24 protein-coding genes and 2 tRNA genes are annotated in these 26,952 nt (G+C 71.3%); 9 read left to right on the top strand and 17 right to left on the bottom strand.

Going from position 1 to position 26,952, the window contains the following annotated elements; genetic code table 11:
- Positions 1-37: 37 nt before the first annotated feature.
- The 3 genes from leuS to ACFO3J_RS29045 all read right to left on the bottom strand — a co-directional run bounded on the left by leuS (position 38) and on the right by ACFO3J_RS29045 (position 6,166).
- The gene (gene leuS, locus ACFO3J_RS29055) at positions 38-2,929 is read right to left on the bottom strand and encodes a leucine--tRNA ligase (protein ID WP_386435510.1); all 2,892 of its coding nucleotides are present in this window, start codon (positions 2,927-2,929) and stop codon (positions 38-40) included.
- Between the two features lie 362 nt (positions 2,930-3,291).
- Complete coding sequence (locus ACFO3J_RS29050) at positions 3,292-5,235, bottom strand: S53 family peptidase (RefSeq protein ID WP_386435507.1); 1,944 nt, start codon at positions 5,233-5,235, stop codon at positions 3,292-3,294.
- 283 nt (positions 5,236-5,518) lie between these two features.
- Positions 5,519-6,166, bottom strand: a complete 648-nt coding sequence (locus ACFO3J_RS29045; protein ID WP_386435504.1) for an FMN-dependent NADH-azoreductase — start codon at positions 6,164-6,166, stop codon at positions 5,519-5,521.
- A gap of 86 nt (positions 6,167-6,252) precedes the next feature.
- Between ACFO3J_RS29045 and ACFO3J_RS29040 the strand changes: the two genes are divergently transcribed.
- The 3 genes from ACFO3J_RS29040 to ACFO3J_RS29030 all read left to right on the top strand — a co-directional run bounded on the left by ACFO3J_RS29040 (position 6,253) and on the right by ACFO3J_RS29030 (position 7,962).
- On the top strand, positions 6,253-6,723 hold the full coding sequence (locus tag ACFO3J_RS29040; protein WP_386435501.1) for a MarR family winged helix-turn-helix transcriptional regulator: 471 nt from the start codon (positions 6,253-6,255) through the stop codon (positions 6,721-6,723).
- Positions 6,724-6,918: 195 nt separating this feature from the next.
- Entirely contained in the window at positions 6,919-7,065 is a 147-nt protein-coding gene (locus tag ACFO3J_RS29035; protein ID WP_386435498.1) for a hypothetical protein, read from the top strand.
- Positions 7,066-7,122: 57 nt separating this feature from the next.
- On the top strand, positions 7,123-7,962 hold the full coding sequence (locus tag ACFO3J_RS29030; RefSeq protein WP_386435495.1) for an alpha/beta hydrolase: 840 nt from the start codon (positions 7,123-7,125) through the stop codon (positions 7,960-7,962).
- Here ACFO3J_RS29030 and ACFO3J_RS29025 read toward each other — a convergent pair.
- Complete coding sequence (locus ACFO3J_RS29025; protein ID WP_386435493.1) at positions 7,948-9,549, bottom strand: XRE family transcriptional regulator; 1,602 nt, start codon at positions 9,547-9,549, stop codon at positions 7,948-7,950. The two genes, ACFO3J_RS29030 and ACFO3J_RS29025, sit on opposite strands and share 15 nt — an antisense overlap.
- 180 nt (positions 9,550-9,729) lie before the next feature.
- Between ACFO3J_RS29025 and ACFO3J_RS29020 the strand changes: the two genes are divergently transcribed.
- Positions 9,730-10,086: a hypothetical protein gene (locus tag ACFO3J_RS29020; protein ID WP_386435490.1), complete on the top strand. Its 357-nt coding sequence runs from the start codon at positions 9,730-9,732 to the stop codon at positions 10,084-10,086.
- Positions 10,076-10,483, top strand: a complete 408-nt coding sequence (locus ACFO3J_RS29015) for an ATP-binding protein (protein ID WP_386435487.1) — start codon at positions 10,076-10,078, stop codon at positions 10,481-10,483. Before ACFO3J_RS29020 ends, ACFO3J_RS29015 begins: the two co-directional genes overlap by 11 nt.
- A 300-nt stretch (positions 10,484-10,783) precedes the next feature.
- Here ACFO3J_RS29015 and ACFO3J_RS29010 read toward each other — a convergent pair.
- Positions 10,784-10,856, bottom strand: a tRNA-Ala gene (locus ACFO3J_RS29010).
- A gap of 229 nt (positions 10,857-11,085) precedes the next feature.
- Between ACFO3J_RS29010 and ACFO3J_RS29005 the strand changes: the two genes are divergently transcribed.
- The gene (locus ACFO3J_RS29005; RefSeq protein WP_386435484.1) at positions 11,086-12,156 is read left to right on the top strand and encodes an alkene reductase; all 1,071 of its coding nucleotides are present in this window, start codon (positions 11,086-11,088) and stop codon (positions 12,154-12,156) included.
- Positions 12,157-12,210: 54 nt separating this feature from the next.
- Here ACFO3J_RS29005 and ACFO3J_RS29000 read toward each other — a convergent pair whose 3' ends face one another.
- Positions 12,211-13,740, bottom strand: a complete 1,530-nt coding sequence (locus ACFO3J_RS29000; RefSeq protein WP_386435481.1) for an MFS transporter — start codon at positions 13,738-13,740, stop codon at positions 12,211-12,213.
- 101 nt (positions 13,741-13,841) lie between these two features.
- On the opposite strand from ACFO3J_RS29000, the gene ACFO3J_RS28995 reads away from it, so the two are divergent.
- Positions 13,842-14,756: a helix-turn-helix transcriptional regulator gene (locus ACFO3J_RS28995; RefSeq protein WP_386435478.1), complete on the top strand. Its 915-nt coding sequence runs from the start codon at positions 13,842-13,844 to the stop codon at positions 14,754-14,756.
- A gap of 410 nt (positions 14,757-15,166) precedes the next feature.
- Here ACFO3J_RS28995 and ACFO3J_RS28990 read toward each other — a convergent pair.
- From ACFO3J_RS28990 to ACFO3J_RS28965, 6 genes are all read right to left on the bottom strand, one after another.
- A tRNA-Ala gene (locus tag ACFO3J_RS28990) sits at positions 15,167-15,239 on the bottom strand.
- A gap of 147 nt (positions 15,240-15,386) precedes the next feature.
- Positions 15,387-16,040, bottom strand: a complete 654-nt coding sequence (locus tag ACFO3J_RS28985) for a histidine phosphatase family protein (protein ID WP_386435803.1) — start codon at positions 16,038-16,040, stop codon at positions 15,387-15,389.
- A 1-nt stretch (position 16,041) separates the two neighbouring features.
- Positions 16,042-16,473 (bottom strand): ribosome silencing factor, encoded by a 432-nt coding sequence (rsfS, locus tag ACFO3J_RS28980; RefSeq protein ID WP_386435475.1) that lies wholly within the window; start codon positions 16,471-16,473, stop codon positions 16,042-16,044.
- A 98-nt stretch (positions 16,474-16,571) separates the two neighbouring features.
- Positions 16,572-18,449, bottom strand: coding sequence for an LCP family protein (locus tag ACFO3J_RS28975; RefSeq protein ID WP_386435472.1), 1,878 nt, complete (start codon positions 18,447-18,449; stop codon positions 16,572-16,574).
- Positions 18,450-18,477: 28 nt separating this feature from the next.
- Positions 18,478-19,080, bottom strand: a complete 603-nt coding sequence (gene nadD / locus ACFO3J_RS28970) for a nicotinate-nucleotide adenylyltransferase (protein ID WP_386435469.1) — start codon at positions 19,078-19,080, stop codon at positions 18,478-18,480.
- Between the two features lies 1 nt (position 19,081).
- Positions 19,082-19,231 carry a hypothetical protein gene (locus tag ACFO3J_RS28965; RefSeq protein ID WP_386435467.1) on the bottom strand — a complete coding sequence of 50 codons (150 nt, stop codon included), beginning with the start codon at positions 19,229-19,231 and terminating at the stop codon, positions 19,082-19,084.
- 149 nt (positions 19,232-19,380) lie between these two features.
- Here ACFO3J_RS28965 and ACFO3J_RS28960 point away from each other — a divergent pair, with 149 nt between their 5' ends.
- Entirely contained in the window at positions 19,381-20,598 is a 1,218-nt protein-coding gene (locus ACFO3J_RS28960; protein WP_386435464.1) for a M48 family metallopeptidase, read from the top strand.
- Here ACFO3J_RS28960 and ACFO3J_RS28955 read toward each other — a convergent pair.
- The 5 genes from ACFO3J_RS28955 to proB all read right to left on the bottom strand — a co-directional run bounded on the left by ACFO3J_RS28955 (position 20,510) and on the right by proB (position 25,361).
- The gene (locus ACFO3J_RS28955; RefSeq protein WP_386435461.1) at positions 20,510-21,628 is read right to left on the bottom strand and encodes an SCO2583 family membrane protein; all 1,119 of its coding nucleotides are present in this window, start codon (positions 21,626-21,628) and stop codon (positions 20,510-20,512) included. The two genes, ACFO3J_RS28960 and ACFO3J_RS28955, sit on opposite strands and share 89 nt — an antisense overlap.
- Before the next feature lie 64 nt (positions 21,629-21,692).
- Positions 21,693-22,103 (bottom strand): SCO2583/SCO2584 N-terminal domain-containing protein, encoded by a 411-nt coding sequence (locus ACFO3J_RS28950; RefSeq protein WP_386435458.1) that lies wholly within the window; start codon positions 22,101-22,103, stop codon positions 21,693-21,695.
- A 96-nt stretch (positions 22,104-22,199) separates the two neighbouring features.
- Positions 22,200-23,486, bottom strand: coding sequence for a glutamate-5-semialdehyde dehydrogenase (locus ACFO3J_RS28945; RefSeq protein WP_386435456.1), 1,287 nt, complete (start codon positions 23,484-23,486; stop codon positions 22,200-22,202).
- 117 nt (positions 23,487-23,603) lie between these two features.
- The gene (locus ACFO3J_RS28940) at positions 23,604-24,020 is read right to left on the bottom strand and encodes a hypothetical protein (protein ID WP_386435801.1); all 417 of its coding nucleotides are present in this window, start codon (positions 24,018-24,020) and stop codon (positions 23,604-23,606) included.
- A gap of 240 nt (positions 24,021-24,260) precedes the next feature.
- Positions 24,261-25,361 (bottom strand): glutamate 5-kinase, encoded by a 1,101-nt coding sequence (proB, locus tag ACFO3J_RS28935; RefSeq protein ID WP_386435798.1) that lies wholly within the window; start codon positions 25,359-25,361, stop codon positions 24,261-24,263.
- 676 nt (positions 25,362-26,037) lie between these two features.
- Between proB and galU the strand changes: the two genes are divergently transcribed.
- The gene (galU, locus tag ACFO3J_RS28930; RefSeq protein WP_386435453.1) at positions 26,038-26,946 is read left to right on the top strand and encodes a UTP--glucose-1-phosphate uridylyltransferase GalU; all 909 of its coding nucleotides are present in this window, start codon (positions 26,038-26,040) and stop codon (positions 26,944-26,946) included.
- Positions 26,947-26,952: the final 6 nt, after the last annotated feature.

Raw genomic sequence — 26,952 nt, 5'->3', positions numbered from 1 at the left:
CGACCAGGGAGCGCCCCCGGTGCGGCCCTGCCTCTCCTCACACCACGATGTTGACCAGCTTCGGTGCCCGCACGATGACCTTCCGCACCGCGGCGCCGCCCAGCGCGGCCACCACCGCGGGGTCGGCCAGCGCCGCCGCCTCCAGATCCGCGTCGGAGATCGTGGGGGCCACCTCCAGCCGCGCCTTGACCTTCCCCTTGACCTGGACCACGCAGGTCACCGACTCGTCCCGCGCCAGCGCCGGGTCCGCGACCGGGAAGGCGTGGTGGGCCAGCGACCCGGAGTGGCCCAGCCTGGTCCACAGCTCTTCGGCGATGTGCGGCGCCAGCGGCGCGATCAGCAGCACCAGCGGCTCGGCGACCGAGCGCGGCACCGCGCCCGCGACGGTACGCGTCAGGTGGTTGTTCAGTTCGGTGATCTTGGCGATCGCGGTGTTGAAGCGCAGGTCGGCCAGGTCGCCGTTCACACCGTCGATGGTCTTGTGCAGGGCGCGCAGCGTCTGCTCGTCGGGCTCGGTGTCCACGACGGTGACCTCGCCGGTCGCCTCGTCGACGACATTGCGCCACAGCCGCTGCAGCAGGCGGTACTGCCCGACGACCGCCCGGGTGTCCCAGGGCCGGGACACGTCCAGCGGGCCCATCGCCATCTCGTACAGCCGCAGCGTGTCGGCGCCGTACTCCGCGCAGATCTCGTCGGGCGTGACCGCGTTCTTCAGCGACTTGCCCATCTTGCCCTGTACCCGGGTGACGACCTCGCCGGTGCCGCCGGGGGGCGTGTGGATGTACTGGCCGCCGCTCTCGACGACCTCGGCGGCCGGCACCGGGATGCCGCGGGCGTCGCGGTAGACGAACGCCTGGATCATGCCCTGGTTGTACAGCTTGTGGAAGGGCTCGAAGGAGGAGATGTGCCCCAGGTCGTACAGCACCTTGTGCCAGAAGCGCGCGTACAGCAGGTGCAGTACGGCGTGTTCGGCCCCGCCGACGTACAGGTCGACGCCGCCGGCCGGCTGCCCGGCGCGCGGGCCCATCCAGTACTCCTCCGCTTCCGGGGAGACCAGCTGCTCGCTGTTGAAGGGGTCCAGGTAGCGCAGCTCGTACCAGCAGGAACCTGCCCAGTTGGGCATGGTGTTGGTCTCGCGGCGGTAGCGGCGCGGGCCGTCGCCCAGGTCCAGCTCGACGGTCACCCAGTCCTCGTTGCGGGACAGCGGGGTCTCCGGGGAGGTGTTCGCGTCGTCCGGGTCGAAGGTGCGGGGGCTGTAGTCCTCGACCTCGGGCAGTTCGACGGGCAGCATCGAGTCGGGCAGCGCGTGGGCGGTCCCCTCCTCGTCGTAGACGATCGGGAAGGGCTCGCCCCAGTACCGCTGGCGGCTGAACAGCCAGTCGCGCAGGCGGTAGTTGACGGTGCCCTCGCCGATACCGCGCTCGTTCAGCCATTCGGTGACGGCGGCCTTGGCCTCGACCACGCCCAGGCCGTCCAGGGAGATCGCGTCGTTGGCCGAGTTGACGATCTTCCCGTCGTACGAGGCGAAGGCGTCGTCCCAGCTCGCCGGGTCGGTGCCGCGGCCGTCGGTCGGCTCCACCACGCAGCGCATCGGCAGTTCGAAGGCGCGGGCGAAGGCGAAGTCGCGGGTGTCGTGGGCGGGGACGGCCATGATCGCGCCGGTGCCGTAGCCCATCAGCACATAGTCGGCGACGAAGACCGGGACGGGCTCGCCGCTGACCGGGTTGGCGGCGAAGGCGCCGGTGAAGACACCGGTCTTGTCCTTGGCCTCGGCCTGCCGCTCGACATCGGACTTGGCGGCGGCCTGCTTGCGGTAGGCGGTGACGGCCTCGGCGGGGGTGGCGTGTCCGCCGGTCCACACGTCGTGGGTGCCTTCGGGCCAGGCGGCCGGGACGATGGCGTCCACCAGCTCGTGTTCCGGGGCCAGCACCATGTAGGTGGCGCCGAACAGGGTGTCCTGGCGGGTGGTGAAGACGGTGATCGCGTGTTCGCCGTCACCGCCGTGCACCGGGAAGTCCACCCGGGCGCCTTCGCTGCGCCCGATCCAGTTCCGCTGCTGCAGCTTGATCGCCTCGGGCCAGTCCAGCACGTCCAGGTCGGTCAGCAGCCGGTCGGCGTACGCGGTGATCCGCATCCGCCACTGGCGCAGATTCGCCTTGAAGACCGGGAAGTTGCCGCGCTCGGAGCGGCCGTCGGCGGTGACCTCCTCGTTGGCCAGTACGGTGCCCAGGCCCGGGCTCCAGTTGACCGGCGACTGGGCCTCGTAGGCCAGCCGGTAGCCGCTCAGTACGTCGGCCCGCTCGCGGCCGGTCAGCTCGGACCACGGCCGGCCACCGGGGACCTGGCGTACGCCGTCCTCGAACTGGCGGACCAGCTCCTCGATCGGGCGGGCGCGGTCGGCCTCGGTGTCGTACCACGAGTTGAAGATCCGCAGGAAGATCCACTGCGTCCAGCGGTAGTACTCGGGGTCGATGGTGGCGAAGGAGCGGCGCCGGTCGTGGCCCAGGCCCAGCCGGCGCAGCTGCGCCTTCATCGTGACGATGTTGGCCTCGGTGGAGACCCGCGGGTGGGTGCCGGTCTGCACGGCGTACTGCTCGGCGGGCAGGCCGAAGGCGTCGAAGCCCAGCGTGTGCAGCACGTTGTGGCCGGTCATCCGCTGGTGGCGGGCGTGCACATCGGTGGCGATGTAGCCCAGCGGGTGGCCGACGTGCAGGCCCGCGCCCGAGGGGTACGGGAACATGTCCATGATGAACTTCTTGGGCCGCGCGGCCAGCTCGGGCTCCCCGTCCAGCTCACCGCTGGGGTTGGGGGCGGCGAAGGTGCCGTGCTCGTCCCAGTGGTCCTGCCAGCGCCGCTCGATCTCCGCGGCCAGCTCGGCCGTGTAGCGGTGGGGCGCAGCCGTCTCGGCGGTCGGGGTGGTGTCGCTCATCGTCCTCGGTACTCCATCGATGTCGTGACGGCGGCGCCGCCGGTGGGCCGTCCGGAGAAACAAAAAAGCCCCTCGCGCAGGAGGGGCGCCGCACTGACATGTTTCGCGGTCAGCGCGGCTCGCTAAGCAGGAGGCTCACGGCTCGCATGCTGCCAGGCTACCGCAGCGGCCACGGGGCCCGCACCGAGGTTCCCCGCCCGCGCGGGGGGCTGCGCGGGCGCGGGGCCGCCCGGTCCCGCGGCCCGTGAACGGCCGAGTCCGGCCACCGGGTGTCCCGGTGGCCGGACTCATGGCCGGACCCTTGCTGCTCGCTCAGCCGCGCGCCGTCCGTACGCCGCGCGCGGTCCGGCGGGTGGTCGCTGTCACCAGCGGCCGAACCCGCTGACGTAGTGGCTGGTGGGCGTACCCACGCCGGTGACGTCGTCGTAGCCGCGGGTGGCGGCGAGCGAGGCGTCATGGCCGAGCACCCGGAGCGAGGTGACCGTGCCGTCAGCGGCGTTCTCGCTGTTGACGAAGTCCACGCGGGCGTCGGCCAGGGTGACCTTCGGGCCGAACGGGGTGTCCGTCACGTCGTGGTAGGCCGACGTGCCGTACTCGGAGTAGATCAGCGGGTTGGCGAAGCCGATCGAGCGGCCGTGGCGGGCCTGCTCGGCGAGCGCCTGGACGCCGGCGATCACCGGTGAGGCGAGCGAGGTGCCGCCGATCCGGTACTCGCCGTACTTGACCGACCCGTCGGAGAACGTCTGGGTCTGGCCGACGAGGAAGCCGGTGGTCGGGTCGGCGACGGCGGCGATGTCGGGCTCGACACGCTGCTTGACGGTGCCGCCGTTGGCGAGGGCGAGCGCGTTGGGGACGATGCCGCGCTGGTAGGCCGGCTGCGCGTAGAGCTGGCTGGTGCCACCGCCGGCCCCTGAGGTGTAGACCGGGGTCGTCCAGCTCTTGCCGTCAGCGGAAAGGGTGCCCTTCTGGGTGCCCCAGCCGGTCTCGAACTCGTACTCGTTGTGCCGGCCGACACCCAGCGAGGTGCCGCCGACGGACGTGGCCCACGGCGAGTTTCCGGGGGTGTCGACCTGCTTCGTGCCGGAGGAGGCGACGTTGTCGCCGTTGTCGCCGGAGGAGAAGTAGAAGCCGATGCCCTCGGCCGCGCCCAGCTTGAAGACCTGGTCGTACTCCGCGGCGACGTCCGGGGTCTCGTTCTCCTCGATGTCGCCCCAGGAGTTGGAGACGATGTCGGCGAGGTGGTGGTCGACGACCGTGGAGAGCGCGTCCAGCAGATCGTCGTCGTTGCAGGAGGCGCCGCCGACGTAGACGATGCCCGCGTCCGGCGCGACCGCGTGGACGGCCTCGACGTCGAGGGTCTCCTCGCCGTACCAGCCGGCCGCGTCGCAGTCCTCGGTGCTGTTGTAGTCGCTCGGCAGCACCTGGGTCAGCTGGCCGCTCTTGTACTTCTGGTCGCCGTGCAGCTTCGCGTACTGGGCGGCGTCCTGAGCGATCGTCGGCGACGCGTAGGCGTCGGTGAGCGCCACCTTCACGCCCTTGCCGGTGTACGGGCCCGCGCCGTAGGCCGCCCGCAGCTGGTCGCCGGTGTAGCCCTTGATCACGTAGGGCGGGTGCTCGCCGAAGGCCTTGGGAAGCTTCGGGTCCACATTGGAACCGTAGGAGGACGAGAAGGGCCCGGAGTTGGCGAACGCGGCCTCCGGGGGAGGCAGCACGTCGTCGTGGGTCGACTTCTTGGGCGCGTTGTCCAGGCCGCTGACGGTCAGCACGGCACCCCGGAGCGAGGCCGGCGCGGAGGCCGTGGTCGCGGGGGCGTGGTAAGTGTGGCCGTTCCTGGTGTAGTTGTGCAGCTGCGTGCCGAAGGTCTTCTCGGCGGCCGCGACATCACCGGTGGCGGTCAGGTAGTGCTGGTTGGAGCCCGTCACCTTAAGGCCCGCGGAGTTCAGCCAGTCGGTGACCGCGGATATCTGGGCCTGGGTGGCGCCGAAGCGCGACTGGGCCTGGGCCGGCGTCAGATACTTGCCGTAGGAAGCCGAGTTCGGGTCCGAGACGGCCGTCGCGTAGGCGGTCAGTCCGGCCGCGTCCCTGCCCGCGAGGTAGACCCGGACGGTCACCTGGCCGGCGTCGGCGGTGGCGCCCTTGTCCGAACCGGTCGTGGCCCAGGCCGGCTTGGTGCCGCTGAGCAGTTGTCGTCCGGCCGCCTGGTCGGCGGTGGCGGACTGCGCGCCGAGTACGAGGGCACCGGCGACCAGGGGCAGCACTGCGGCCGCCACCAGTCCTGCGCGGGCTCTCTTGCGCTCAAATCTCATGAAACCCCCATGCGAAGCGAGTTGCAGCATGATGCGGTGTCGCCGCTGTTGCCGCTATGCGTACGGCTGGTCCCGCAGAGCGATACTCTTTCGCTGATCAGTTCATGTCAGGGGCATGTTTTCCCCAAGAGCAGGTCAAGGAACGTTAGCCTCCGGCACTTTTGAGCGCGCGTCAGCCGCCTCCCGGCGCCCGACGCTAGCAGCGCTCCGGCCACCCCGACAGACCGCCGAGGGCGGGCAGGGATGGCCGGAGCGGTGGGGCCGCGGGCGCGACGGGGGCCGGTCAGACCGCCGGGGCAGCCGCCGGCCAGAGGGCGTCCACGGCGCTTTCCGTCGCGGCCAGGCTCTGCTCGGCCAGCGGGATGAGTCCGGCCATGGCCGGGTTCGTCTTGGCGAGGGTCAGTTCGGTGGTGATGAAGCGCGGCTCCAGACCGGTCATGAACAGGCCGTGCGGAAGCCAGGCCTCCGCGTGGTCCCATCCCTCACGCGGCGTACCGGCGCCGTAGCCGCCGCCCCGGGTGGCGATGACGATCAGATCGCGGCCGCCGAGCAGTCCCGTCTGATTCTCGGGGTCGTAGGCGAGTCCGGGCGCGATGAGGTGGTCGATCCACGTCTTCACGCTGCTGGGCGCCCCGAAGTTGTACAGCGGCAGCCCGAGCAGCACGACATCGGCCTCCTTCACCTCGCCGACCAGCTCTTCGGTCAGCGCCCAGGACGCGGCCTGGGCCGGAGTGTGCTGGTCACGCGGGGCGACGCGGGCCAGGCCGCCGTCGTCGTCCAGGTGCGGCAGCGGGTTCTTCCCCAGGTCGCGGTAGGTCACGGTGCCACCGGGGTGGGCCGCGCGCCAGACGTCCGCGGCGCGGGCGGTGAGCCTGCGGCTGACGGACCGGTCGCCCTGGATGCTCGAGTCGATGTGCAGCAGATGGGACATATCGTTAGCCCTTCACAGTTAGTTTGTGTAGCACCAACCATATATAACACACCGATGATCTGGGCCGTGGCGGGTAGGCTGATGGAATGGACCACCGCCCTGTCCTCCCCGTCCTCAACCAGCCGGTTCACCTGTCCGGCGCGCTGCTGGAATTCCTGGCGCGCCGCATCCGGCTGCGCTCGGAGTCACTGCTGGCGCCGCTGGGCCTGCGGCCCCGGCATTTCGTGGCCATGACCGTGCTGCGGGAGCGCGGCGGCAGTGCTCAGCAAGCTCTGGCCAAGACTCTGGACATGGACGGGACGAACATCGTCGGGCTGCTGAACGATCTGGAGGCCGAGGGCCTGATCGAGCGCAGGCGCTCGCCGGAGGACCGCCGGCGGCACATCGTCGAACTCACCGAGTCGGGAATCGAGCGGCTCGCCAGGGCCGAGTTCGCCATCGCCGCGGCCGAGGACGAGGTGCTGGGAGCGCTGGAGCCCGACCAGCGGGAGGCGCTCTACTCGATGCTCCAGCAGGCGCTCAACGGGGAGGCGTGCCGGGCGGAGGAGTCCTGCTGACCGCCCGCAGGGGCGCGGAACCGGTTTCCGGTCCGCGGGAGCGGGGCCCGGCGCGGCGCGGCCCGGCGGCGAGGATGCCGGTTCGGGCAGCCGTCATATTCGGGGCCCGCGTCCGCGATCGCCGGGAACGCCCTCGGCGAGAGCCAGGAGTCTCTTGCCCACGACAGCGACCCGCACTGGACGTTCGTCGGGCAGGTGGAGCGCGGCCGGCGCAACCTGCCGCCGCACAACATCCTGAAGCTGGCCGAGATCCTGGGAGTCGATCCGGGTGAGCTGGTGCGCGGGCTTCGTCCGCCCGCAGGCCAAGCGGACAGAACGAGCAGTGGCGTCCCTGATCGGTAGCGCCTGCTCGACTTGGCTACCTGTCCGCCGCTGGGCGCCCCCATTACGCTTGCCGCCATGCCCTCCGACATCGTGACCATCCGCAGCCTCGACGGTCTGCGCCTGGCGGCAACGCTCGTCACACCGCGGGATCGTGCGAAAAGCGCGGTGGTACTCGTCCACGGCGGCGGTGTCACACGGGAGGAGGGCGGATTCTTCGCTCGCCTGGCGGACGGTCTCGCCGACGCTGGCGTGGCCTCTCTCCGTTTCGACCTTCGCGGACACGGTGAGAGCGAGGGTCGCCAGGAGGAACTGACGCTCGCAACCATCCTCAACGATATTCGCGTCGCCGTGTCGTACGCACGCGAAGCCACCACGGCGCAGGACATCACGCTGCTTGCTGCGAGCTTCACCGGTGGCGTCTCGGTCTACTACGCCGCGCACCGGCCGTCGGAAATCACGCGCCTGGTGCTGTTCAACCCGCAGCTCAACTACAAATGGCGGACCATCGACAGCCGGCCGTACTGGGTGGACGAGTCCATCACCGAAGAAGCCGCCCAGGAGCTCAACGAGTCCGGCGGGATTCGGTTCACGCCCACGCTGCGACATGGTCGGCCCTTGCTCAACGAGGCCTTCTGGTTCCCGACACAGGAGGCGATCGGTCAGGTACAAGCGCCGACGCTCATCGTCCACGGTGACGCCGACACGCTTGTTCCCGTCGAGTCGTCACGCGAAGCCGTGCCTCGCTTTCGTGCTCCGGTCGGCCTCGTCGAGGTTCCAGGGTCGCAGCACGGCTTCGCCGTACACGACGATCCCCAGTACCTCGACCCGAAGAGCCAGGAGTACCAGGCGTTCGTCATTCAGACCGTGGCCGCTTGGCTGACCGCGGAACCGGCGTCAACGTCAGGCGACGTGTAGGGCTTCGCGGAACTCACGCACGGCGGGACGGCTGCGCCACCGCGCAAGTGATTGCAGTACCTCACCGAGAACCTGCACGGTGCGCTGCGACCTCATTGCATGGGCTACGCCAGCCGACCGCCGACCGACGTTGGCGGCCTCGTCCGGTTCACCGCTGAGCGCCAAGGCAGCCGCTCGCCGTGCGTTGAAGAAGCCGCCATCTCGAACCGAAAGGCCGCCGGCTGCGATGACCTCGCCGAACAACTCAGCCGCCATGCCGGACTTGCCCGCTTCCGTCAGAGTGACGGCGTTACGGAGCAGGAGCGTGCTTTCCGTGAAGTACGCCCCCAGTTCGTGATGATCGTCCGTGGCAAGGCCGAGCAGAGCTTGGGCATCGTCAAGCTTCCGTCGAACGCTGACGAGCGGTTCGCCGAGCATGGCGGCCCCGAGAGCTGCTTGTTGCGTCACCTCGGCCTGTACCCGGCGCGGAAGCTGCCAGCGCGCGTTCGCAGCCGCCTCGGCCAGCGTGAACAGTCGTGCGGCATCCCGTTCGTCATAGGCCATCTGTGACTTTCTGAGGAGCAAATAGCCTTGCATGGCAGGGTCGTCAGCCTCTTGCGCCCACTCCATCGCGCGGTCGTACCAGAACCCGGCCATGTCCGGCCGGTGGATGTCGCGGTAGAGCCATCCGGCGAACTCCGCACCGTCGGCACCGACCGACAGCAGTTCGCGGCGCACGTTCGCAGATACGTCTCGGGCGCTTTGCTCAATCGCGCCGAGCATCCCGAGCACCAGCGGCAGCGCGCGCTTCGGCCCAAGTGTTCCGTCGTCCTGCTTGTAGGACGCGAGTTGCGTGCGGAAGCGCGTTACGGGAGGGCCATCCGCCTGTCGGCGTGCGTCGGTAAGGGCTGAGGCAACTTGCTGAAGATCAGCCAGGCTCAGACCCGGCAGTGCAGCAGCGGCGAAGCCGCCCATGAGTACGGATCGGCGGTTGAGGGAAGTCATCGCGTCTTGCTCCATGGCGCTGGTGGGGTCGCCCGCGTCGCCGGCCCGAACCGACTGCTCGAGCAAGCTGCCAAACCCACTGATCGCCAGGGCGTGCGCGTTCACTGGAACGAACACGGGCCGACCGTTGACTACCACCGGCAAGAGCGCGTCGCCTGGAGACTGCGTTGTCGCTGCCGCTGGCGGTGCTTCGGCGGCTTCCGCTGACTTCTCGCTTGGCAGCTTGAACCACATTAGGTAGCCCGGGATCCGCAGGCTATGCGCCCAGCGCATGAGCTTGCCGAGGTCCTGCGGTGCGGTGCTGGCGCTCTCGATCCGGCTGAGCTGTGCCTGGGTGAGCCCCAGCCACCCGGCGAGCGTCTCCTGCGATACGACCCGGCCGTGCCACGAATGGACGCGGTACGCGTAGAACACCTGGCCCATGTGCCAGCCGGCCAGAGCCTCGCGCAGCCGGTCGTCCCGCCAGAACTCAGGTGGTACCTCCGGCGGTTGGGCAACGGCCGTGGCCTCCCGCCGGCGCAGGCAGGAAGCGCATAACGCGCCCCGGTTGTCGCGGGCCAGCCGCGTACCGCACGAGCAGTACTGAACCTGTTGTTGTGCCATTCCGTACCCCAAGGCCGCCATGCGCCAGTGCCAAAGGCCAAGCCTACGGACAGTAGCCGGGTGGTACCCGGGTGTCCATGCGTCCCCCGCATATCCACTCATGCGGCCGCGCCATGACGCCCAGCCGGTACTTCCGCCCACGCTCCTTATGGCTCATCCCCCAGGTGCAGGAGCGACAGCGTGACAACAGCCGCAACGCGACCACGCCTTTACGGCTACTTCCGTGTCCTCGACGGCATGGACGATGAAGCCGTTCAGCGGGCCCGCCAGGCGCTCGCCGATTTCGCCGAGCAGGGCGGGTTCGAGCTGGTGGATATCTATGAGGACAGCGGGCCGGGCCAACGCTTGCAGGTCTGGCTCGACATGGTGGAGTCCTGCCGATCGGAAGACGTACCGGCCGTGGTGGCGCTCAGCCTGGACGCCTTCCACCCCACGCCCGAGCTGGCGACGTTCATGCGCGAAGAACTGGCGGAGAAAATCAAAGGCACGGTCTTCATCGCCACCTTGACCCCCGGGACGGCCGACCATGATGGCTGAAGCGATGGTCAGCACACTGGACTTGGCTGCTCGCGCCGAGGCAACCCCGTGGGCACGGCACCACGTGCGCGACGTACTCAGTGCATGGCAAGTAGCCGACGAACAGATCGACATCACCGAGCTGGCCGTCTGCGAACTGGTCTCCAACGCTGTGCGACACGTTGCCGCAGATACACCCGAAGCACGCGTCACGCTGACGCTTCGGCATGACAACACCCAACTCATCGCCGAGGTCGCCGACCCCGACAACCGACCGCCCCTCGTCCCCGCCCAAGCGTCCGACGAGGCTGAGAGCGGCCGGGGCTTGCTCATCCTGGAGGCCATCTCCAAGGAGTGGGACTACTACCTGCTGCCCGCTGGTGGAAAGGTCGTGTGGTGCACGATCGCGTTGAGGTGACAGAGGCTCCGAAAGCGCCGCCGATCCACAAGCGACGACATCCGCTACGACCGCACCACGAACCCGCAGCCGTCACGTGGGCACGCGAGCACCACGAGCAGCAGCAACGGCGAGCCCCGAAGGACCTCTCCGGGGGCCAAGGCGCCCCCGTCGGGCCGCAGGCGCCGCCAAGGACCACCAGTCCGCCCCGACACGAAAACAGCACCCTCCCCCCGGAGGGAAGGGTGCTGCTTGGGATCTGGCCCTGGCCGCCCGCTGGGTGGCCGCTGGAAGGACAAGGGCTCCAGCGGTATTTCTATGTGGAGCTACGGGGAATTGAACCCCGGACCTCTTGCATGCCATGCAAGCGCTCTACCAACTGAGCTACAGCCCCGCGTGTGTCCCGGGTTGTGGCCCGGCGACTTGGGGTACTTTACACGGCCTCCGGGGTGGTGAGGCAAATCGGATGCGGGGGCGCGAGCTCGGGGTTCCCGGGGACGCCCCGCGGGTCCGGGGGCGGCGGGGGAGTTCATGAAACCTCAACAATCGGGGGCCGGTTGCCGGGTTACGGTGGGCGCGGCCGACCGCTCGGGGCCGGCCGGACGCTGAGCCTGGAGGGCGCTGTGACCACCGCGTTCGACCCCATCGACCTGGCGGGCCTGCGCCTGGCCAACCGGATCGTCATGGCACCGATGACCCGCAGCCGGGCGTACGGGCCGGGGTCGAGCCCCACCGAGGCCGTCGTCGCGTACTACGCGCAGCGTGCCTCGGCCGGACTGATCATCACCGAGGGCACCCAGCCCTCCCCCGCCGGGCAGGGCTATCCGGACACCCCCGGGCTGCACAGCGAGGAGCAGATCGCGGCCTGGCGCCGGGTCACCGACGCCGTGCACTCGGCCGGCGGCCGGATCTTCGTCCAGCTGATGCACACCGGCCGCATCGGTCACCCTTCCGTGTCGGCGCACGGGCTGGTCCCGGTCAGCGCCTCCGCCGTGGCACCCAAGGGCCGGATCTACACCGCGGCGGGCCCCATGGAGTACGTGGTCCCCCGCGCCCTGGACGAGGACGGCATCCAGCGGACCATCGCCGACCATGTGTCCGCCGCCCGCAACGCGGTCCGGGCCGGCTTCGACGGGGTGGAGGTGCACGGGGCCAACGGCTATCTCGTCCACCAGTTCCTGGCGCCCAACTCCAATCTGCGCACCGACGCCTGGGGCGGCGGCCACGAGGGCCGGATCCGGTTCGCGGTGGAACTGGTCCGCGCCGTGGCCGACGCGATCGGCGCCCACCGTACGGGCTTGCGGATATCCCCCGGCAACCCGCTCGGGGACATCGACGAGCCCGAACCCGGTCCGACGTATCTGGCCCTGCTGCGCGCCCTGGAGCCGATCGGCCCGGCCTATCTGCACCTGACGGAGAGCGCCGACCGCGCGCTCACCCTGGAGCTGCGCAAGCGCTTCGGCGGGGCGCTGATCCTCAACGCCCGTACCGAGGGCCGGCCCTCGGGGCCCGAGGAGCTGACCCTGATCGAGGACGGCACCGCCGACATGCTCTCCTACGGCGCCCTCTTCCTCGCCAACCCCGACCTGCCGCGCAGACTCCGGTCCGGCGGCCCGTTCAACGCCCCGGACCGGGCGACCTTCTACGGCGGCGACGAGCGCGGCTACACCGACTACCCGGTGCTGGAGGCGTAGGCGCCCGGGAGCCGCGTAGGCCCCCGGGCGCCCCGCCCCACGACGTGGCGCGCCTCAGCTCGCCGTCCGGCGCCGCATCCCGGCGATCCCGGCCGCTCCGGCCGCCAGCGCGCCGGCCAGCGAGACGCACACCAGCGCCACCGACGTCACGGTGAAGGCGTGCACCGACGGGTGCGGGCCCGGCAGCGCCAGCCGGTTCAGGAACAGCGTGCCGAGGGTCGCCACGCCGATCAGCTGGCCCAGCTGCGTCACCGTCGCCAGCAGTCCGCTGGCGTCGGCGGCGTCCTGGGGCGCGACCTTCGACAGCGCCAGCGTGAAGGTCGGGCTGAAGGCCAGCCCGAGCCCCAGGCCGAGGCTCAGCAGGGTGACGTAGAGCCATCCGCCGCCGTCACCGCCGCCGCGCAGCGCCAGCGCGAGCCCGGTCAGCGAGACGGCGGAGATCAGCAGGCCCGCCACCGCCAGCCAGGGGCGCCACGCCACCGGCAGCCGCCGCCAGGTGAGGCCGATCCCGCCGAAGGTGATCGCGCAGACCGCGAAGGTCAGCCCGGTGTGCAGCGCGCTGAAGCCGAGCCCGGACTGGAGGTGCAGCGCCACCGCGAACAGGAAGCCGGCGTTGATCGCCATGGACAGCATGATCACGGTGATCGCCCGGGCGATCCCCGGCGCCCGCAGCACCCGGCCGGACACCAGCGGCGCTCCGCCGCGGCGGGCGACGCGGGCCTCCACCACCATGAAGAGCGCGAAGAACAGCACGCTCAGGGCCAGGCACACCCAGCCCCACACGGGCCAGCCCTCCTCCTGCCCGAGCACCAGCGGGACGGTGAACAGCGTGACGGCGGCGGCCAGCAGGATCAGGCCCGGCAGGTCCAGGCCGCGCCGCCGCTCGGGAGCGGTGCGCGCGTCGCGGGGCAGCACCCGCGGCGCGACCACCAGCATCAGCAGTCCGATCGGCACATTGACCAGGAAGACCGGCCGCCAGCCGGAGCCGAACAGGTCGGCGCTGACCAGCACCCCGCCCAGCGACTGGCCGAGGGCCGCGCCCGAGGCCACCACCGCCGAGTAGACGCTCATCGCCCGGGTGCGCGCCTCACCGGTGAAGTTGAGCTGGAGCAGGCTCAGCACCTGCGGGATCATCAGCGCGGAACCGGTGCCCTGCACGAACCGGAAGCCGATCAGCTCGCCGGTGCTCTGCGCGAGACCGCAGGCCAGCGAGGAGACGGTGAAGAGCGCGAGCCCGGCCATGAACAGCCGCCGGTGGCCCAGCAGGTCGCCCAGCCGCGCGCCGGTGATCAGCAGCACCGCGTAGGCGATGGTGTAGCCGGCGATCACCAGTTGCAGTCCGGCGCCGGAGGCGTGCAGATCGGTGCGGATGGTGGGGGCGGCGACATTGACGATGAAGACGTCGAGCAGGGCCATGAACTGGCCCATCAGGATCGTCCAGAGCAGCAGCCCGGATCTCGCTCCCGGCCGGTCGGCGCGGGCGCCCGGGTCGGAGCCCGGTAGCGGGCGGGCGGAAGAGGAGACGGCGGAGACGGAGGCCGTGGCCACGGCGGACGGTCCGCCGCCGGGTATGTGATCGCTCATGCAATGAGCTTGCGGCCATTCCGGTACCGGTAACGAGAGTCCACTGATCCTGGTACTGAGAGCACCTGGCTGTGGTGGCCGCCGCCCCTGAGGATGGAAGCATGGCACAGCCACCTTCTCCTCGCCGCACCGAGCTCGCCGCCTTCCTCCGCAGCCGCCGGGCCCGGATCAGCCCGGAGGATGTCGGCATGCCGCCGGGCTTCCGGCGGCGCACCCCCGGGCTGCGCCGCGAGGAGGTCGCGCAGCTCGCCGGGGTCGGTGTCACCTGGTACACCTGGCTGGAGCAGGGCCGCCCCATCAACGCCAGCGTGCAGGTGCTGGACGCGGTGGCCCGGGTGCTGCAACTCGACGTCACCGAGCGCGAGCACCTCTACCGGCTGGCCGGCATTCCGTACGTCCGCGGGCCGGTCTCCGACGAGGAGGCCCTCGGCACGGAGGTGCTGCGGGTCCTGGAGGCCCTCGACCCGCTGCCGGCCGGCGTCTACAACGCGCGCTACGACGTGGTCGCGTCGAACTCCACCTACCGGGCGCTGTGGCCGATGACCTCGCTGGTGGAGCGCCCGCAGCGCAATGTGCTCTACAAGATGTTCACGGTGCCGCAGTGCTGCTCGACCTTCGTCAACAGCGAGGAGGAACTGCCGTGGATGGTGGCGCAACTGCGCAGGACCTACGGCCACCACGTGGGCGAGCCCGCCTGGGAGACGTTCATCGCCCGGCTGATCGCCGAGAGTCCGCGATTCGCGCAGCTGTGGGCGAACGGTGATGTGGCCGCGCCCGGCCGCCGGGTGAAGGTCTTCCGGCACTCGGCTGTCGGGATCGTGAACCTGACCTCGATCTCGCTGAGCATCGACGGGATGACCGAGCATCGGATCGTGACGTACACCCCGGTCGGGGAGGAGGACCGCCGGCAGATCGAGCGGCTGCGGGCGCTGGAGGACCCGATGATCGGCTGCCCGGTCCACGGCCGCCCGCTCTCCGCCGTGATCGCCGCCGGCAAGGTCCCGCTCCCCGGGTGAGCGAGCGCCCCCGGCCGGCCCCGGGACGGCCCCCACCAGCCCTCCGGCCCAGCCCGGCCGGCCACGAAGGGGCTGCGGGTGGCGAAGCCCCCGCCACGCGAGGCGAAGCCGAGCAGAAAGGAGAGGGCGAGACCTGTCCGCGTTTTCCGCCGCTAGCCCCTCCGGCCCAGCCCGGCCGGCCACGAAGGGGGTGCGGGTGGCGAAGCCCCCGCCCCGCGAGGCGAAGCCGAGCAGAAACGACGAAGGCGAGACGGTCCGCGCTTTCCGCCGCTAGCCCCTCCGGCCCAGCCCGGCCAGCCAGGACGGGGGTGCGGGTGGCGAAGCCCCCGCCCCGCGAGGCGAAGCCGAGCAGAAAGGAGAGGGCGAGACCTGTCCGCGTTTTTTGCGGACAGGTCTCGCCCTCTCGCCCGTGGAGCTACGGGGAATTGAACCCCGGACCTCTTGCATGCCATGCAAGCGCTCTACCAACTGAGCTACAGCCCCGTGACCGCCCGGTTGTCGCGGCGACGAGAAGAAGCATAGCCGGTGAGCGCACCGGAAACGAAATCACTTCCGGCGGGCGAACGGCACGGCACGGGCGGCGGCCGACCGCCCCGGCGTGCCGTCCCGCGCGCCGCGCCGCGTGCCGTCCTACGTGTCGTCGCCGAGCACGGGTTCCGGCAGGCTGCCGGCGTTGTGCTCGTTGAGGCGCCAGCCCCGGGAGCCCTCGCCCAGCACCGACCAGCAGCAGTTGGACAGGCCGCCGAGGGATTCCCAGCTGACCGGGTCGAGGCCCAGCAGCCGGCCGATGGTGGTGCGGATGGTGCCGCCGTGGCTGACCACGACCAGCACTCCGCCGTCGGGCAACTCCTCGGCCGCGCCGAGGACGACGGGCGCGGCGCGGTCGGCGACCTCGGTCTCCAGCTCGCCGCCGCCGCGACGGACCGGCTCACCGCGCTTCCAGGCCGCGTACTGATCGCCGTACCGCCCGACGATCTCGGTATGGGTCAGGCCCTGCCAGAGACCGGCATAGGTCTCGCGCAGGCCCTCGTAGCGGGAGACGGGCACGCCGGTGAGCGCGGAGAGCTCGGCGGCGGTGTCCGCGGCCCGTCGCAGGTCGGAGGAGATGATCGCGTCGGGCTTCACCGCGGCCAGCAGCCGGGCCGCGTGCCGCGCCTGGGCCACGCCGGTCTCGGTCAGGTCGATGTCGGTGTTGCCCTGGAAGCGCTCTTCCAGATTCCAGGCGGTCTGGCCGTGCCGCCACAACACGATCCGGCGGCCCCGGCCGCCCTTACTGCCGTTCAGCTCAGGCTCCTTCGTCCTCGGCGGCGGAGTCGGCCCTGACGTGGGCCGCACCCTTGCCGCGGGTGGCGACGGCTTCCTCGGGCAGCCCGATCTCCGGGCAGTCCTTCCACAGCCGCTCCAGCGCGTAGTAGACCCGCTCCTCGGAATGCTGCACGTGGACCACTATGTCGATGTAGTCCAGCAGCACCCAGCGGCCCTCGCGCTCGCCCTCGCGCCGCACCGGCTTGACGTCGAGCTCCTTGAACAGGGTCTCCTCGATGCCGTCCACGATGGCCTTGACCTGCCGGTCGTTCGGAGCGGAGGCGACCAGGAAGGCGTCGGTGATGGAGAGCACGTCGCTGACGTCGTAGGCGACGATGTCGTGCGCGAGCTTGTCGGCCGCCGCCTGGGCGGCGGTGCGGGTCAGCTCGATGGAGCGGTCAGTGGCGGTCACAGAAGCGGCTTTCCGGTCGGGGGCTCGTCGGTCAAGGGTCTCATGACCGTCTGACAACCCCCGACCGTTTCCGATCACGCCGGGTGCGTCGGCCGGCGTCAGTCGGGCGAGGGCACCTTGTAGTCCTTGCCGAGGACCACCGTGATGTCCGCGTTGGAGGGCACGGTCCCCTTCTTCACCTCGCTGGCGGGCAGTCCCAGCGTGGCGGCCACGTCCTTGGCCGCGGCGAGCCGGACCGGGTCGGAGTAGAGCACCTGGGACAGCGTCCGGGTGGCGGGCGCCTTGCCGCCGGACACATAGACGTACGTACCGCCGTTGACGATCGCCGCCTGGGCGATGTCGGCCGCCCTGGGGTTCCCGGTGGCGTCCTCGATCTCGACCCGGGCCTGCGCCGTACCCGCGCCGCCCTGCTTGACGCTGCCGCCGAGCACGTCCTTGACCACGCTGTCGGTGGCCTGGGCGCTGAGCGTGCCGTCCTTCTGCACCGCCAGCATCGCGGTGTCGTAGGCGCCGGTCTTGGCGAGTTCGGCCAGACCGGCGAGCGAGGCGCCGAGCTGCTTGTCGTTGAGCGACGGGTCCAGGATCTGGGCCAGTCCCTGGACGGTCCTGGTGGCGCCGGCCGCGTCGCTGGGCATCTTCTTCAGCACCGCCTGCATGACCTGGCCGAAGCGGGCGAGCTGGTCGCTCTGCGATTCGCCGGGTGCCTTGTACGTGGCGTAGATGACGGCAGCCTGGCCGGTCAGCTCCTGCTGGGGGCCCTTGGGGATCAGGGTCGTCCCGCTGGCCTTGCCGGTGCCCTTCACCACGGTGTTGGTGTCCACCAGGATGTCGCCGAGCGAGTCGACCAGCAGTTCCAGATACGGCGAGTCGAGCCGCCAGCTGCCCTTGATGTCGGTGCCGAGCAGCGTGTTGAGCGCGTCCCTGGTGGGGCCCACCCCGTTCGCGACGGACTTGTCCAGGGTGGTCGTGGTGCCGTCGTCCTGGCTGACCTGGAGGGTGTTGGGGACCAGCACGGTGGTGCCGCGGCCCTTGCTGGCGTTGTCCACGAGCAGCGCGGTGGAGCTGGGTCCGCCGTCGACCGGGAGCATATGGACGACGATCACATCGCGCTTCTGGCTGCCGCCGGAGGCGACCGGACCGGTCTTGTCCTTGTTCAGGCCGGGGATCTTGCCCTCGTACCACAGGTAACCGCCGGCGCCGAGCAGGGCCAGCACCACCAGCAGGACGAGGCCGCGGCGACGGTTGGTGCTGCGCCGCTTGGCCTCCTCGCGGCGCTCGGTGCGGGACTCGGAGAACTTCAGCCAGTCGATGACGTCCTCGGACTCCTCCGACTCCTCGTCGACGAAGGCGAACTGCTCGGTGTGGTAGCTCGGGGCCGGCTCGTCCTCGGCCTCGCGCGCCGGCCCGGTGTCCGGCACGGCCTGCTGCTGGCCGGTGTCATGGGCGGGCTGCCGGCCGGTGTCGTAGACGGGCTGCTGGCCCGTGTCGTAAACCGGCTGCCGGCCGGTGTCGTATATCGGCTGCTGACCGGTGCCGTAGAGGGGCGCCTGCTGGCCCGTGTCGTAAACGGGCTGCTGGCCGGTCTGGTAGAGCGACTGCTGGCCCGTGTCGTAGACGGGCGCGTGCTGGCCGGTGTCGTACGCCTGGGGGCCCTGGGGCTGCTGCGGCTGCTCGTAGTACGACTGCTGCGGCTGCTGCGGGATCCAGCCCGGGGGCTGGCCGCCGTGCTGGGCCCCCTGCTGGCCGCCCTGCTGCTGGCCGCCGTACGGCTGCGCGGGGTCGGCGTAGTACGGATCGCCGTACGGCTGCTGCTGGGGGGGATTCTGCGGCGGCGGTGCCTGCTGCGGCTGAAGGGGCCTGCCGTACGCGTCGTAACCGTACTGCTGCTGCTGGTAGTAGGGCTCCTGCGCGTAAGGGTCACTCTCGTTGTCGGGACCGCCCTCGGCATACTGCCAACGGGGGTTTGCGTCGTTCACGAGGAACCCCTTCGTGTGTTTTTACGCGCTACCCGGTCGCGTCCCGGTAGAGCGCGCGTTTGTCGATGTAGCGCACCACACCGTCCGGAACCAAGTACCAGACCGGATCCCCCTTGGCCACCCGCAACCGGCAGTCGGTGGACGAGATCGCCAGCGCGGGGACCTCCACCAATGACGCCCCGCCCTCCGGGAAGCCGGGGTCGGACAGCGTATGCCCCGGACGTGTCACCCCGATGAAGTGCGCCAGGGAGATCAGTTCCTCGGCATCGCGCCAGGAGAAGATCTGCGACAGGGCGTCGGCGCCGGTGATGAAGAAGAGGTCCGCCGCCGGGTGCTCCGTACGCAGGTCCCGCAGGGTGTCGATGGTGTATGTACGGCCCGCCCGGTCGATGTCGCTGCGGCTGACCGAGAACTGCGGGTTGGAGGCGGTGGCGATCACCGTCATCAGATAGCGGTCCTCGGCGGCCGAGACCTTGCGGTCTTCCTTCTGCCAGGGCTGCCCGGTGGGTACGAACACCACCTCGTCGAGGTGGAAGAGGCTGGCGACCTCGCTCGCGGCCACCAGGTGCCCGTGGTGGATGGGGTCGAACGTACCGCCCATCACACCGATGCGCTGCTTTCCGGCGGCCATGTTAGTCGCGGTTGAAGCGGGTGACGATCCACAGCAGGAACAGCAGGGCGCCGAGCGCGCCGAAACCGGTGGCGAACGGGCTCAGACTGGCGTGGCGACCGCCGCCGGACTCGGCGAGCGTGGTCAGGGCGGAAGCTGCGAGGGGTGACATGGTCAGCGGGACCCTTTGCTTGCTCGGGGACGGCGGCAGGACTTCGGTAGGGCTCTGGGCACATGGTACGGGCGGGCTCGGGGGAACTTCGCGCAGGCTCCGCGCGTCCAGCACTATGAACCGGTGGGCTAGCAGGGGGTTGGGCCAGTATGTCCGAACCGAACGACGCGAACGGGTCGAACGGACCGCAGGACGGATCGCGGGACGCCTCGAAAGACGGCCCGGAGGACGCTCCGCGGGACGCGTCAGGACCCGCGCCGGAGCCGCCGGGTGAGCGGGTCAGCACCGAGAAGGCGCCGGCCCGCAACCGCCGCCGCTTCCCGGACATATCGTCGCGGGCCTATGAGCATCCCGCCGACCGCTCGGCGCTGGTCGCGCTCCGCAAACTGAGCGGATTCGACACCGTCTTCAAGGCGTTGAGCGGACTGCTGCCCGAGCGGAGTCTGCGGCTGCTGTTCCTGTCGGACTCGGTCCGGGTCAGCGACGAGCAGTTCGGGCATCTCAACGCGATGCTGCGGGACGCCTGTTACATCCTGGACCTGGAGAAGTCCCCGCTGCTGTACGTCAGTCAGAATCCGGTGCCGAACGCGATGTGCATCGGCATGGACGAGCCGATCATCGTCCTGACCACCGGTCTGGTGGAGCTGCTGGACGAGGAGGAGATGCGGGCGGTCATCGGCCACGAGGTGGGGCACGCGCTGTCCGGCCATTCGGTGTACCGCACGATCCTGCTGTTCCTGACCAGCCTGGCGCTGCGGGTGGCGTGGATCCCGCTGGGCAATCTGGCGGTGCTGGCGCTGGTCACCGCGCTGCGCGAGTGGTTCCGCAAGTCGGAGCTGTCCGCCGACCGGGCCGGGCTGCTGGTCGGCCAGGACGTACGGGCCTCGATGCGCGGCCTGATGAAGCTGGCCGGCGGCAATCACCTGCACGAGATGAATGTGGACGCCTTCTTGAAGCAGGCCGACGAGTACGAGGCGGCCGGCGACCTGCGCGACTCGGTGCTGAAGATCATGAACGTGCTGCCGCGCAGCCATCCCTTCACCACCGTCCGGGCCGCCGAGCTGCGCGCGTGGTCGGCTTCCCGCGACTTCCAGCGGCTGATGGACGGCCACTACCCGCGGCGCACCGAGGACAAGGACGCCTCGGTCGGCGACTCCTTCCGGGAGTCCGCGCAGCACTACGCCGACACGGTGAAGCAGAGCAAGGACCCGCTGATGGGCCTGATACGCGACCTGTCGAGCGGGGCCGGGGACCTGGGCGGCAGGCTGCGCGACCGGTTCACCGGGACGGGCGCGCGGCCGCCGGGCTCAGGGGACGCGTCGGACTCGTCTGACGGGTCGACGGAGGACCGGCCACCGGAGAGCTGAGCGGCACGCACACCGCGCCCACCGGCCGGCCGTGGTCGTACGGATCGGCCGCGACGGCTTGGGCCGGCGCGGTGTCGCCGGCCAGGATCGGGCGGAAGCCCTGCGCCGGGACGCTGCACGGCAGCGGCCCGGCCGCCACATCGGCTTCGACGACCTCGATGCGGTGCCGCTCCAGGTCCTGGTGGTCGAAGCGGAAGCGCAGCTGCCGCCGTACGGTGAACAGCGACGCGACGCCGGCCGCCGAATGGGGGCCGCGCAGCGCGTAGACGAAGGTGTGGTCGGAGCTGACCTCCAGCAGGCTGTGGCTGGTCTCGGTGGCGTCGAGGGTGCCCTGCACCCGGGTGGCGCCGACCAGGGTGATGCGGGCCGCCGGGTCGAAGCGCACCAGCCAGCCGGTGGAGTTGTGCAGGCTGTCCTCGGACGGCCGGGTCAGGCTGGCGTCGAACTGCGCCAGCTGCCCGGGGTCGAGCAGGTCGCGCACCTTGCGCACGTCGCCGCCGGTCACCGCGTCCTGGTCGAGTCCGGAGTCGTCCAGATACTCCCGGGCGATGGCGTAGGCCTGCTGGACCTCGCTGCGGGCGAAGCCGCCGACGGCGTGCAGCGGCGGCAGCACGAGCCCCTGGACGCCGATCTTGTAGTTGGCGGCGGTGCCGCCGGCGAAGGGCGCGGCGGCGGACACCGCGGGCACCCGGCCCACCGGCACCAGCGGGATCATGGTCACCCGCAGCTGCTCGCCCAGGCCGGGCGCGACGGCCCGGTAGGGGTGGCGTACGCCCATGTAGACGGCGAAGCCGAAGGCCAGCACGATCAGCAGGATCAGGGCCGTCACCTGCCGGGCCAGGCCGCGCGGCAGCACATGCCGGATCCGGACCGCCCGGGCCGACCCGTCCAGCCGTTCCTGGGCGGAGAGCTCCTGGATGCGGGCAGCCCGCACGAACGATTCGTCGAAGACGACGGACCGGTACTCGTCCTCGCCTCCTCCCGGGGCACCGTCGGGGGCGCCCTCGGGAGGGTCTGCAGACCCGCTCATATCACCAGGTTAAGTCGGTGAGCAGGGGAAGAAGCTCCCCGGTGCCGGTCAACTTGACACCGGCTCAGCGCAAAGGAGTGGTGAGGACCGGCTGGAGGCGCTGGGTGCCGACCGGAAGGCTGGAGGGCGGCGGCGCGGTGGGCTGCCGGGCGCTGCCCGCGCCGCGGTAGACGGCGGCGAAGGCGAGGGCGACCACCCCGACGCCCATCACCACCGCCAGCGCCCAGGCGACCGGACGATGCCAGCGGGTACTGCTGCCGCGGTACGGATGGCCGGCCGCGTAGAGGTCGTCGGCGGACAGCGCCGCGCCGTTCTCCGGCGCGGCGGCGGGCCGGCCGCGGTGCCGCCCGGGCGGCGGCGCCGGGCGCTCGGCGACGGCCAGCAGCCGTTCCCGGGCCGTGGGCTCATGGAAGAGGGCGGACCGTACGAAATCTTCGTCGAGGACTAGGGAGGCGAACTCGTCATCGTCCGGCATCTGTTCAGGGTAATGCGGGAGTCGGCCCTTTGGGCAGGGGAATCCGTGCTGTCTGTGGACGGACTGTGGGCCGTACGGGTACGCGTGGGGCGGGGGTCAGCGGATGTGACCGTCGCCGGTCACGATGTACTTGGTCGAGGTCAGTTCGGGCAGTCCCATGGGCCCGCGGGCGTGCAGTTTCTGGGTGGAGATGCCGATCTCGGCGCCGAAGCCGAACTGGCCGCCGTCGGTGAAGCGGGTGGAGGCGTTGACCATCACCGCCGCGGCGTCGACCAGCTGGGTGAAACGCCGGGCGGCGGGTTGCGAGCCGGTGACGATGGCCTCGGTGTGTCCCGAGGACCACAGCCGGATGTGCTCGACCGCCGACTCCAGGGAGTCCACCACGCCGGCCGCGATGTCGTAGGACAGGTACTCGGTCTCCCAGTCCTCGGCGGTGGCCGGGACGACGGTGGCCTTGCTGCCGGACGACTCGGCGACGGCCAGCACCCGGGGGTCGCCGTGCACGGTGACACCGGCCTCGGCCAGCGCGTCCAGGGCGCGGGGCAGGAAACGGTCGGCGACGGCGCGATGCACCAGCAGGGTCTCGGCGGCGTTGCAGACGCTGGGCCGCTGGGCCTTGGAGTTGACCAGGATGTCCACGGCCATGTCGAGGTCGGCGTCGGCGTCCACGTACACATGGCAGTTCCCGGTGCCGGTCTCGATCACCGGCACGGTGGAGCCCTCCACCACGGTACGGATCAGGGCGGCGCCGCCGCGCGGGATCAGCACGTCCACCATGCCGCGGGCGCGCATCAGCTCGTTGACGGAGTCGCGGCTCTCACCGGGGACGAGCTGGACGGCGTCGGCGGGCAGTCCGGCGCCGCCCACCGCGTCGCGCAGCACCGTGATCAGGGCGGTGTTGGAGGCGTAGGCGGAGGAGGAGCCGCGCAGCAGCACCGCGTTGCCGGACTTCAGGCACAGGGCGGCGGCGTCCACGGTGACATTGGGGCGGGCCTCGTAGATGATGCCGACCACGCCGAGCGGCACTCTGACCTGCCGCAGGTCCAGGCCGTTCGGCAGGGTGGAGCCGCGCAGCACCTCGCCGACCGGGTCGGGCAGCGAGGCGACATGGCGTACGTCGGCGGCGATGGCGGCGATCCGCTCCCGGGTGAGGGTGAGCCGGTCGATGATCGCCTCGCTCGTGCCGGCCGCGCGGGCCTTGGCCACGTCCTCGGCGTTGGCGGCGACGACCTCCTGGGTGCGTACGACCAGCGCGTCCGCGATGGCCAGCAGCGCGTCGTCCTTCGGCGCCCGGGGCAGCGGTGCGAGGTCGGCGGCGGCGGCGCGGGCCCGGTAGGCCGCGAGCATCACGGGCGACTTGGGCAGCGGCGAGGGCAGCGTCATGGGTGCAGCCTAGTGGGCCCGTGAAGGCCGGCGGGCCCGGACGGCGCAGGGCCGCCGGGCCGCTCGGAGCCCCGGGATGTCAGCCGGCCCCGGGCCGGAACCCGGGGCGCCGCGGCGTCAGAAAGGGTGGACGCCGATCGGTACCGCGGGCGGCGGGCCGTAGCCCTCGGCGAGGCGCTGGTGGTACGTGCCCCGGTCGATGACTTCCAGGCCGACCGTCTCCCACGGCGGCAGGCCCGCGGTGGCGCGGTGCTCGCCCCACAGCCGCAGCGCGATGGCCGCCGCGTCGTGCAGGTCGCGGGCCTCCTCCCAGTACCGGATCTCGGCGTGGTCGGTGGCGTAGCGGCTGGTGAGCAGGAAGGGGTGGTCGTTGGCGAGCTGTTCCAGACCCCGCCGGACCTCGGACAGCGGGGTGCGCGGTCCTGAGACGTTGAGAGTGATGTGCCACAGCCGGGAGGTCGGGGTCTCCTCCTCCTGCCGGGTCTGCTGCCCGCTGTCGGTATCGCTGTCGGTGTCGGTGTCGGTGTGGGTGATCTCGTCGTCGGTCGCGGCGCTGTCCACGGTGTCGACGCTGACCAGTGCGCGTTCCGTCGAACCCCTGGACAACGGCCCCGGGCGCCCTCGTTTCACCGGCGGCCTCCCTGTGGGTGATGTTCCCCGGCTCCGGCCGCGACTGCCGGTGCGGCCGTTCCTGGGCATCGGGTCTTCATCAAGTTGAGCAGGCTCCGGCAGGCGGCGGGGCCGTTTTGGACAAGAAGCAGGTCAGCGGCACGTTCAGGCACGCAGCAGGACCAGATCGTCACGGTGCACGACCTCCCGCTCGTAGGCGGGGCCGAGTTCCCTGGCCAGGTCCCGGGTGGAGCGGCCGAGCAGCCGGGGCAGCTCGCGGGCGTCGAAGTTGACCAGGCCGCGGGCGACCGCCCGGCCGGACTCGTCCAGCAGGTCGACCGGGTCGCCGGCCACGAACTCGCCCTCGACGCCGGTCAGGCCGGCCGGCAGCAGCGAGCCGCCGCGCTCGGTGACGGCGCGGACCGCCCCGGCGTCCAGCCGCAGCGTCCCGCGCGGGGTGGAGGCGTGCGCGAGCCACAGCAGCCGGTCGGCGGAGCGCTTGCCGGTGCGGTGGAAGTAGGTGCCGGTGGGCCGGCCGGCCAGCGCGTCGGCGGCGTGCACGGCGGAGGTGAGCACCACCGGGACGCCGGCGCCGGTCGCGATGGCGGCGGCCTCCACCTTGGTGACCATCCCGCCGGTGCCGACGCCGGCCTTGCCGGCGCTGCCGATGGAGACGCCTTCGAGGTCGCCGGGCCCGGTGACCTCGTCGATCCGGCTGGTGCCGGGGGTCCGCGGATCGCCGTCGTACAGGCCGTCCACGTCGGACAGCAGGACGAGCAGGTCGGCGTGCACGAGGTGGGCGACGAGGGCGGCGAGCCGGTCGTTGTCGCCGAAGCGGATCTCGTCGGTGGCCACGGTGTCGTTCTCGTTGACGACCGGCAGCGCGCCCATCGAGAGCAGCTGGTCCAGGGTGCGGTACGCGTTGCGGTAGTGGGCGCGGCGGGCGACGTCGTCGGAGGTGAGCAGCACCTGGCCGACGCGGATGCCGTAGCGGGCGAAGGAGGCGGTGTAGCGGGCGACCAGCAGGCCCTGGCCGACGCTGGCGGCGGCCTGCTGGCGGGCGAGGTCGCGGGGGCGCTCGGCCAGGCCCAGCGGGGCGAGGCCGGCGGCGATGGCCCCGGAGGAGACCAGGACGACCTCGCGCTGCTCGCGCGCCTTGGCCAGCACGTCGACCAGGGCGTCCACCCGGTCGGCGTCCAGCCCGCCGGCGGCGGTGGTCAGCGAGGAGGAGCCGACCTTGACCACGACCCTGCGGGCCTCCACCACGTCCTGCCGCGCCGCCGCTGTCACTGACCCGTTCCTCAAAGCCGTCGGGAAAACCCGCAGCGCAATCTACGCGAAGCCCTGCGGGCCGCGCTGACCGGTCCACTCCCCGGGCACCGCCCGGGTCCGGGCCCCGCGCCCCTTGGCCCGGGCGAACCGGCCGGGCAGCCCCGCGGGCCCCGGCTCCCCGCACCCCGGACCGCCCGACCAGCCCCGCCGCGGCTGTATCCGGACCGTCCGCCCGGTGGGGGCCGCTCGCGCGGTTCCCCGCGCCCCTTGGCCCCAGTGAACCGACCGGGCAGCCCCACTGAGCCCGGACCCGGACCGTCCCGCCGTCGTGGCCGCTCGCGCAGTTCCCCGCGCCCCTTTCGGGGCCCCTTCCGCCGGCTCCCGGGCGGACCTGTGCCCCGCAGGGGCGCGGGGAACTGCGCGACAAGCCACAACGGCGCTCACGACGGGCACAAACCGCAACCCGGCCGAACCCGGCCCGAAAAGGGGCGCGGGGAACCGCGCGACAAGGCATGACGGTGCTTGCGTCGGGCGCGGACCGCGAGCCACCACCCGGCGCCGTCCCCGAAGGGGCCGTCACCCGGGTGGGGGAATTCGCTGACCCGTGCGGGAGCACGGTAGCGTCCAGGCGACCGCCAGCTCCCCGTTCTTCCGCCCCGCGAGGATTCCCATGTCGCCACATGCGCACCCCGTAACCAAGGCCGTCATCCCCGCGGCGGGTCTGGGGACCCGGTTCCTGCCGGCGACGAAGGCGACGCCGAAGGAAATGCTGCCGGTGGTGGACAAGCCGGCCATCCAGTACGTGGTGGAGGAGGCGGTGGCCGCCGGGCTGTCGGACGTACTGATGATCACCGGGCGGAACAAGCGCCCGCTGGAGGACCACTTCGACCGCAACTACGAGTTGGAGGAGGCACTGACCCGCAAGGGTGACGCCTCCCGGCTGGCGCGGGTGCGGGAGTCCAGCGATCTGGCCACCATGCACTACGTACGGCAGGGCGCCCCGCAGGGCCTGGGCCACGCGGTGCTCTGCGCGGAACCGCACGTCGGCGACCAGCCGTTCGCCGTGCTGCTGGGCGACGACCTGATCGACCCGCGCGACCCGCTGCTCGCCCGGATGATCGCGGTGCAGGGGCAGTACGGCGGCAGTGTCGTGGCGCTGATGGAGGTCGACCCCGCGCAGATTCACCTGTACGGGTCGGCGGCGATATCCCCCACCTCGGACGACGACGTGGTGCGGGTGACAGGCCTGGTGGAGAAGCCGGACGCCGCGGCGGCGCCCTCCTCCCTCGCGGTGATCGGCCGCTATGTGCTGGACCCGGCGGTGTTCGAGGTGCTGCGCAAGACCGGTCCCGGCCGGGGCGGCGAGATCCAGCTGACCGACGCGCTGCGGGTGCTGGCGGAGCGGGACGACGAGGGCGGACCGGTGCACGGCGTGGTGTTCACCGGCCGCCGCTACGACACCGGCGACCGGGGCGACTATCTGCGGGCGATCGTCCGCCTGGCGTCCGAACGCGAGGACCTGGGCCCGGACTTCCGCAGCTGGCTGCGCACCTACGTCAGCGAGGAGATGCAGGACTGAGGCGCT

It is taken from the genome of Streptomyces polygonati (genome assembly GCF_042650325.1).
GTDB classification, from domain to species: Bacteria; Actinomycetota; Actinomycetes; order Streptomycetales; family Streptomycetaceae; genus Actinacidiphila; species Actinacidiphila polygonati.
The sequence above is the reverse complement of the archived record's forward strand: the minus strand, read 5'-3'. Positions and strand labels throughout refer to the sequence as shown.

Bases quoted from the DNA above. Each gene is read 5' to 3' on its own strand.
- leuS (WP_386435510.1), bottom strand. From the start codon at position 2,929: ATGAGCGACACCACCCCGACCGCCGAGACGGCTGCGCCCCACCGCTAC.
- ACFO3J_RS29050 (WP_386435507.1), bottom strand. From the start codon at position 5,235: ATGAGATTTGAGCGCAAGAGAGCCCGCGCAGGACTGGTGGCGGCCGCA.
- ACFO3J_RS29045 (WP_386435504.1), bottom strand. From the start codon at position 6,166: ATGTCCCATCTGCTGCACATCGACTCGAGCATCCAGGGCGACCGGTCC.
- ACFO3J_RS29040 (WP_386435501.1), top strand. From the start codon at position 6,253: ATGGACCACCGCCCTGTCCTCCCCGTCCTCAACCAGCCGGTTCACCTG.
- ACFO3J_RS29030 (WP_386435495.1), top strand. From the start codon at position 7,123: ATGCCCTCCGACATCGTGACCATCCGCAGCCTCGACGGTCTGCGCCTG.
- ACFO3J_RS29025 (WP_386435493.1), bottom strand. From the start codon at position 9,549: ATGGCACAACAACAGGTTCAGTACTGCTCGTGCGGTACGCGGCTGGCC.
- ACFO3J_RS29015 (WP_386435487.1), top strand. From the start codon at position 10,076: ATGATGGCTGAAGCGATGGTCAGCACACTGGACTTGGCTGCTCGCGCC.
- ACFO3J_RS29000 (WP_386435481.1), bottom strand. From the start codon at position 13,740: ATGAGCGATCACATACCCGGCGGCGGACCGTCCGCCGTGGCCACGGCC.
- ACFO3J_RS28995 (WP_386435478.1), top strand. From the start codon at position 13,842: ATGGCACAGCCACCTTCTCCTCGCCGCACCGAGCTCGCCGCCTTCCTC.
- nadD (WP_386435469.1), bottom strand. From the start codon at position 19,080: ATGGCCGCCGGAAAGCAGCGCATCGGTGTGATGGGCGGTACGTTCGAC.
- ACFO3J_RS28965 (WP_386435467.1), bottom strand. From the start codon at position 19,231: ATGTCACCCCTCGCAGCTTCCGCCCTGACCACGCTCGCCGAGTCCGGC.
- ACFO3J_RS28960 (WP_386435464.1), top strand. From the start codon at position 19,381: ATGTCCGAACCGAACGACGCGAACGGGTCGAACGGACCGCAGGACGGA.
- ACFO3J_RS28955 (WP_386435461.1), bottom strand. From the start codon at position 21,628: ATGAGCGGGTCTGCAGACCCTCCCGAGGGCGCCCCCGACGGTGCCCCG.
- ACFO3J_RS28950 (WP_386435458.1), bottom strand. From the start codon at position 22,103: ATGCCGGACGATGACGAGTTCGCCTCCCTAGTCCTCGACGAAGATTTC.
- ACFO3J_RS28945 (WP_386435456.1), bottom strand. From the start codon at position 23,486: ATGACGCTGCCCTCGCCGCTGCCCAAGTCGCCCGTGATGCTCGCGGCC.
- galU (WP_386435453.1), top strand. From the start codon at position 26,038: ATGTCGCCACATGCGCACCCCGTAACCAAGGCCGTCATCCCCGCGGCG.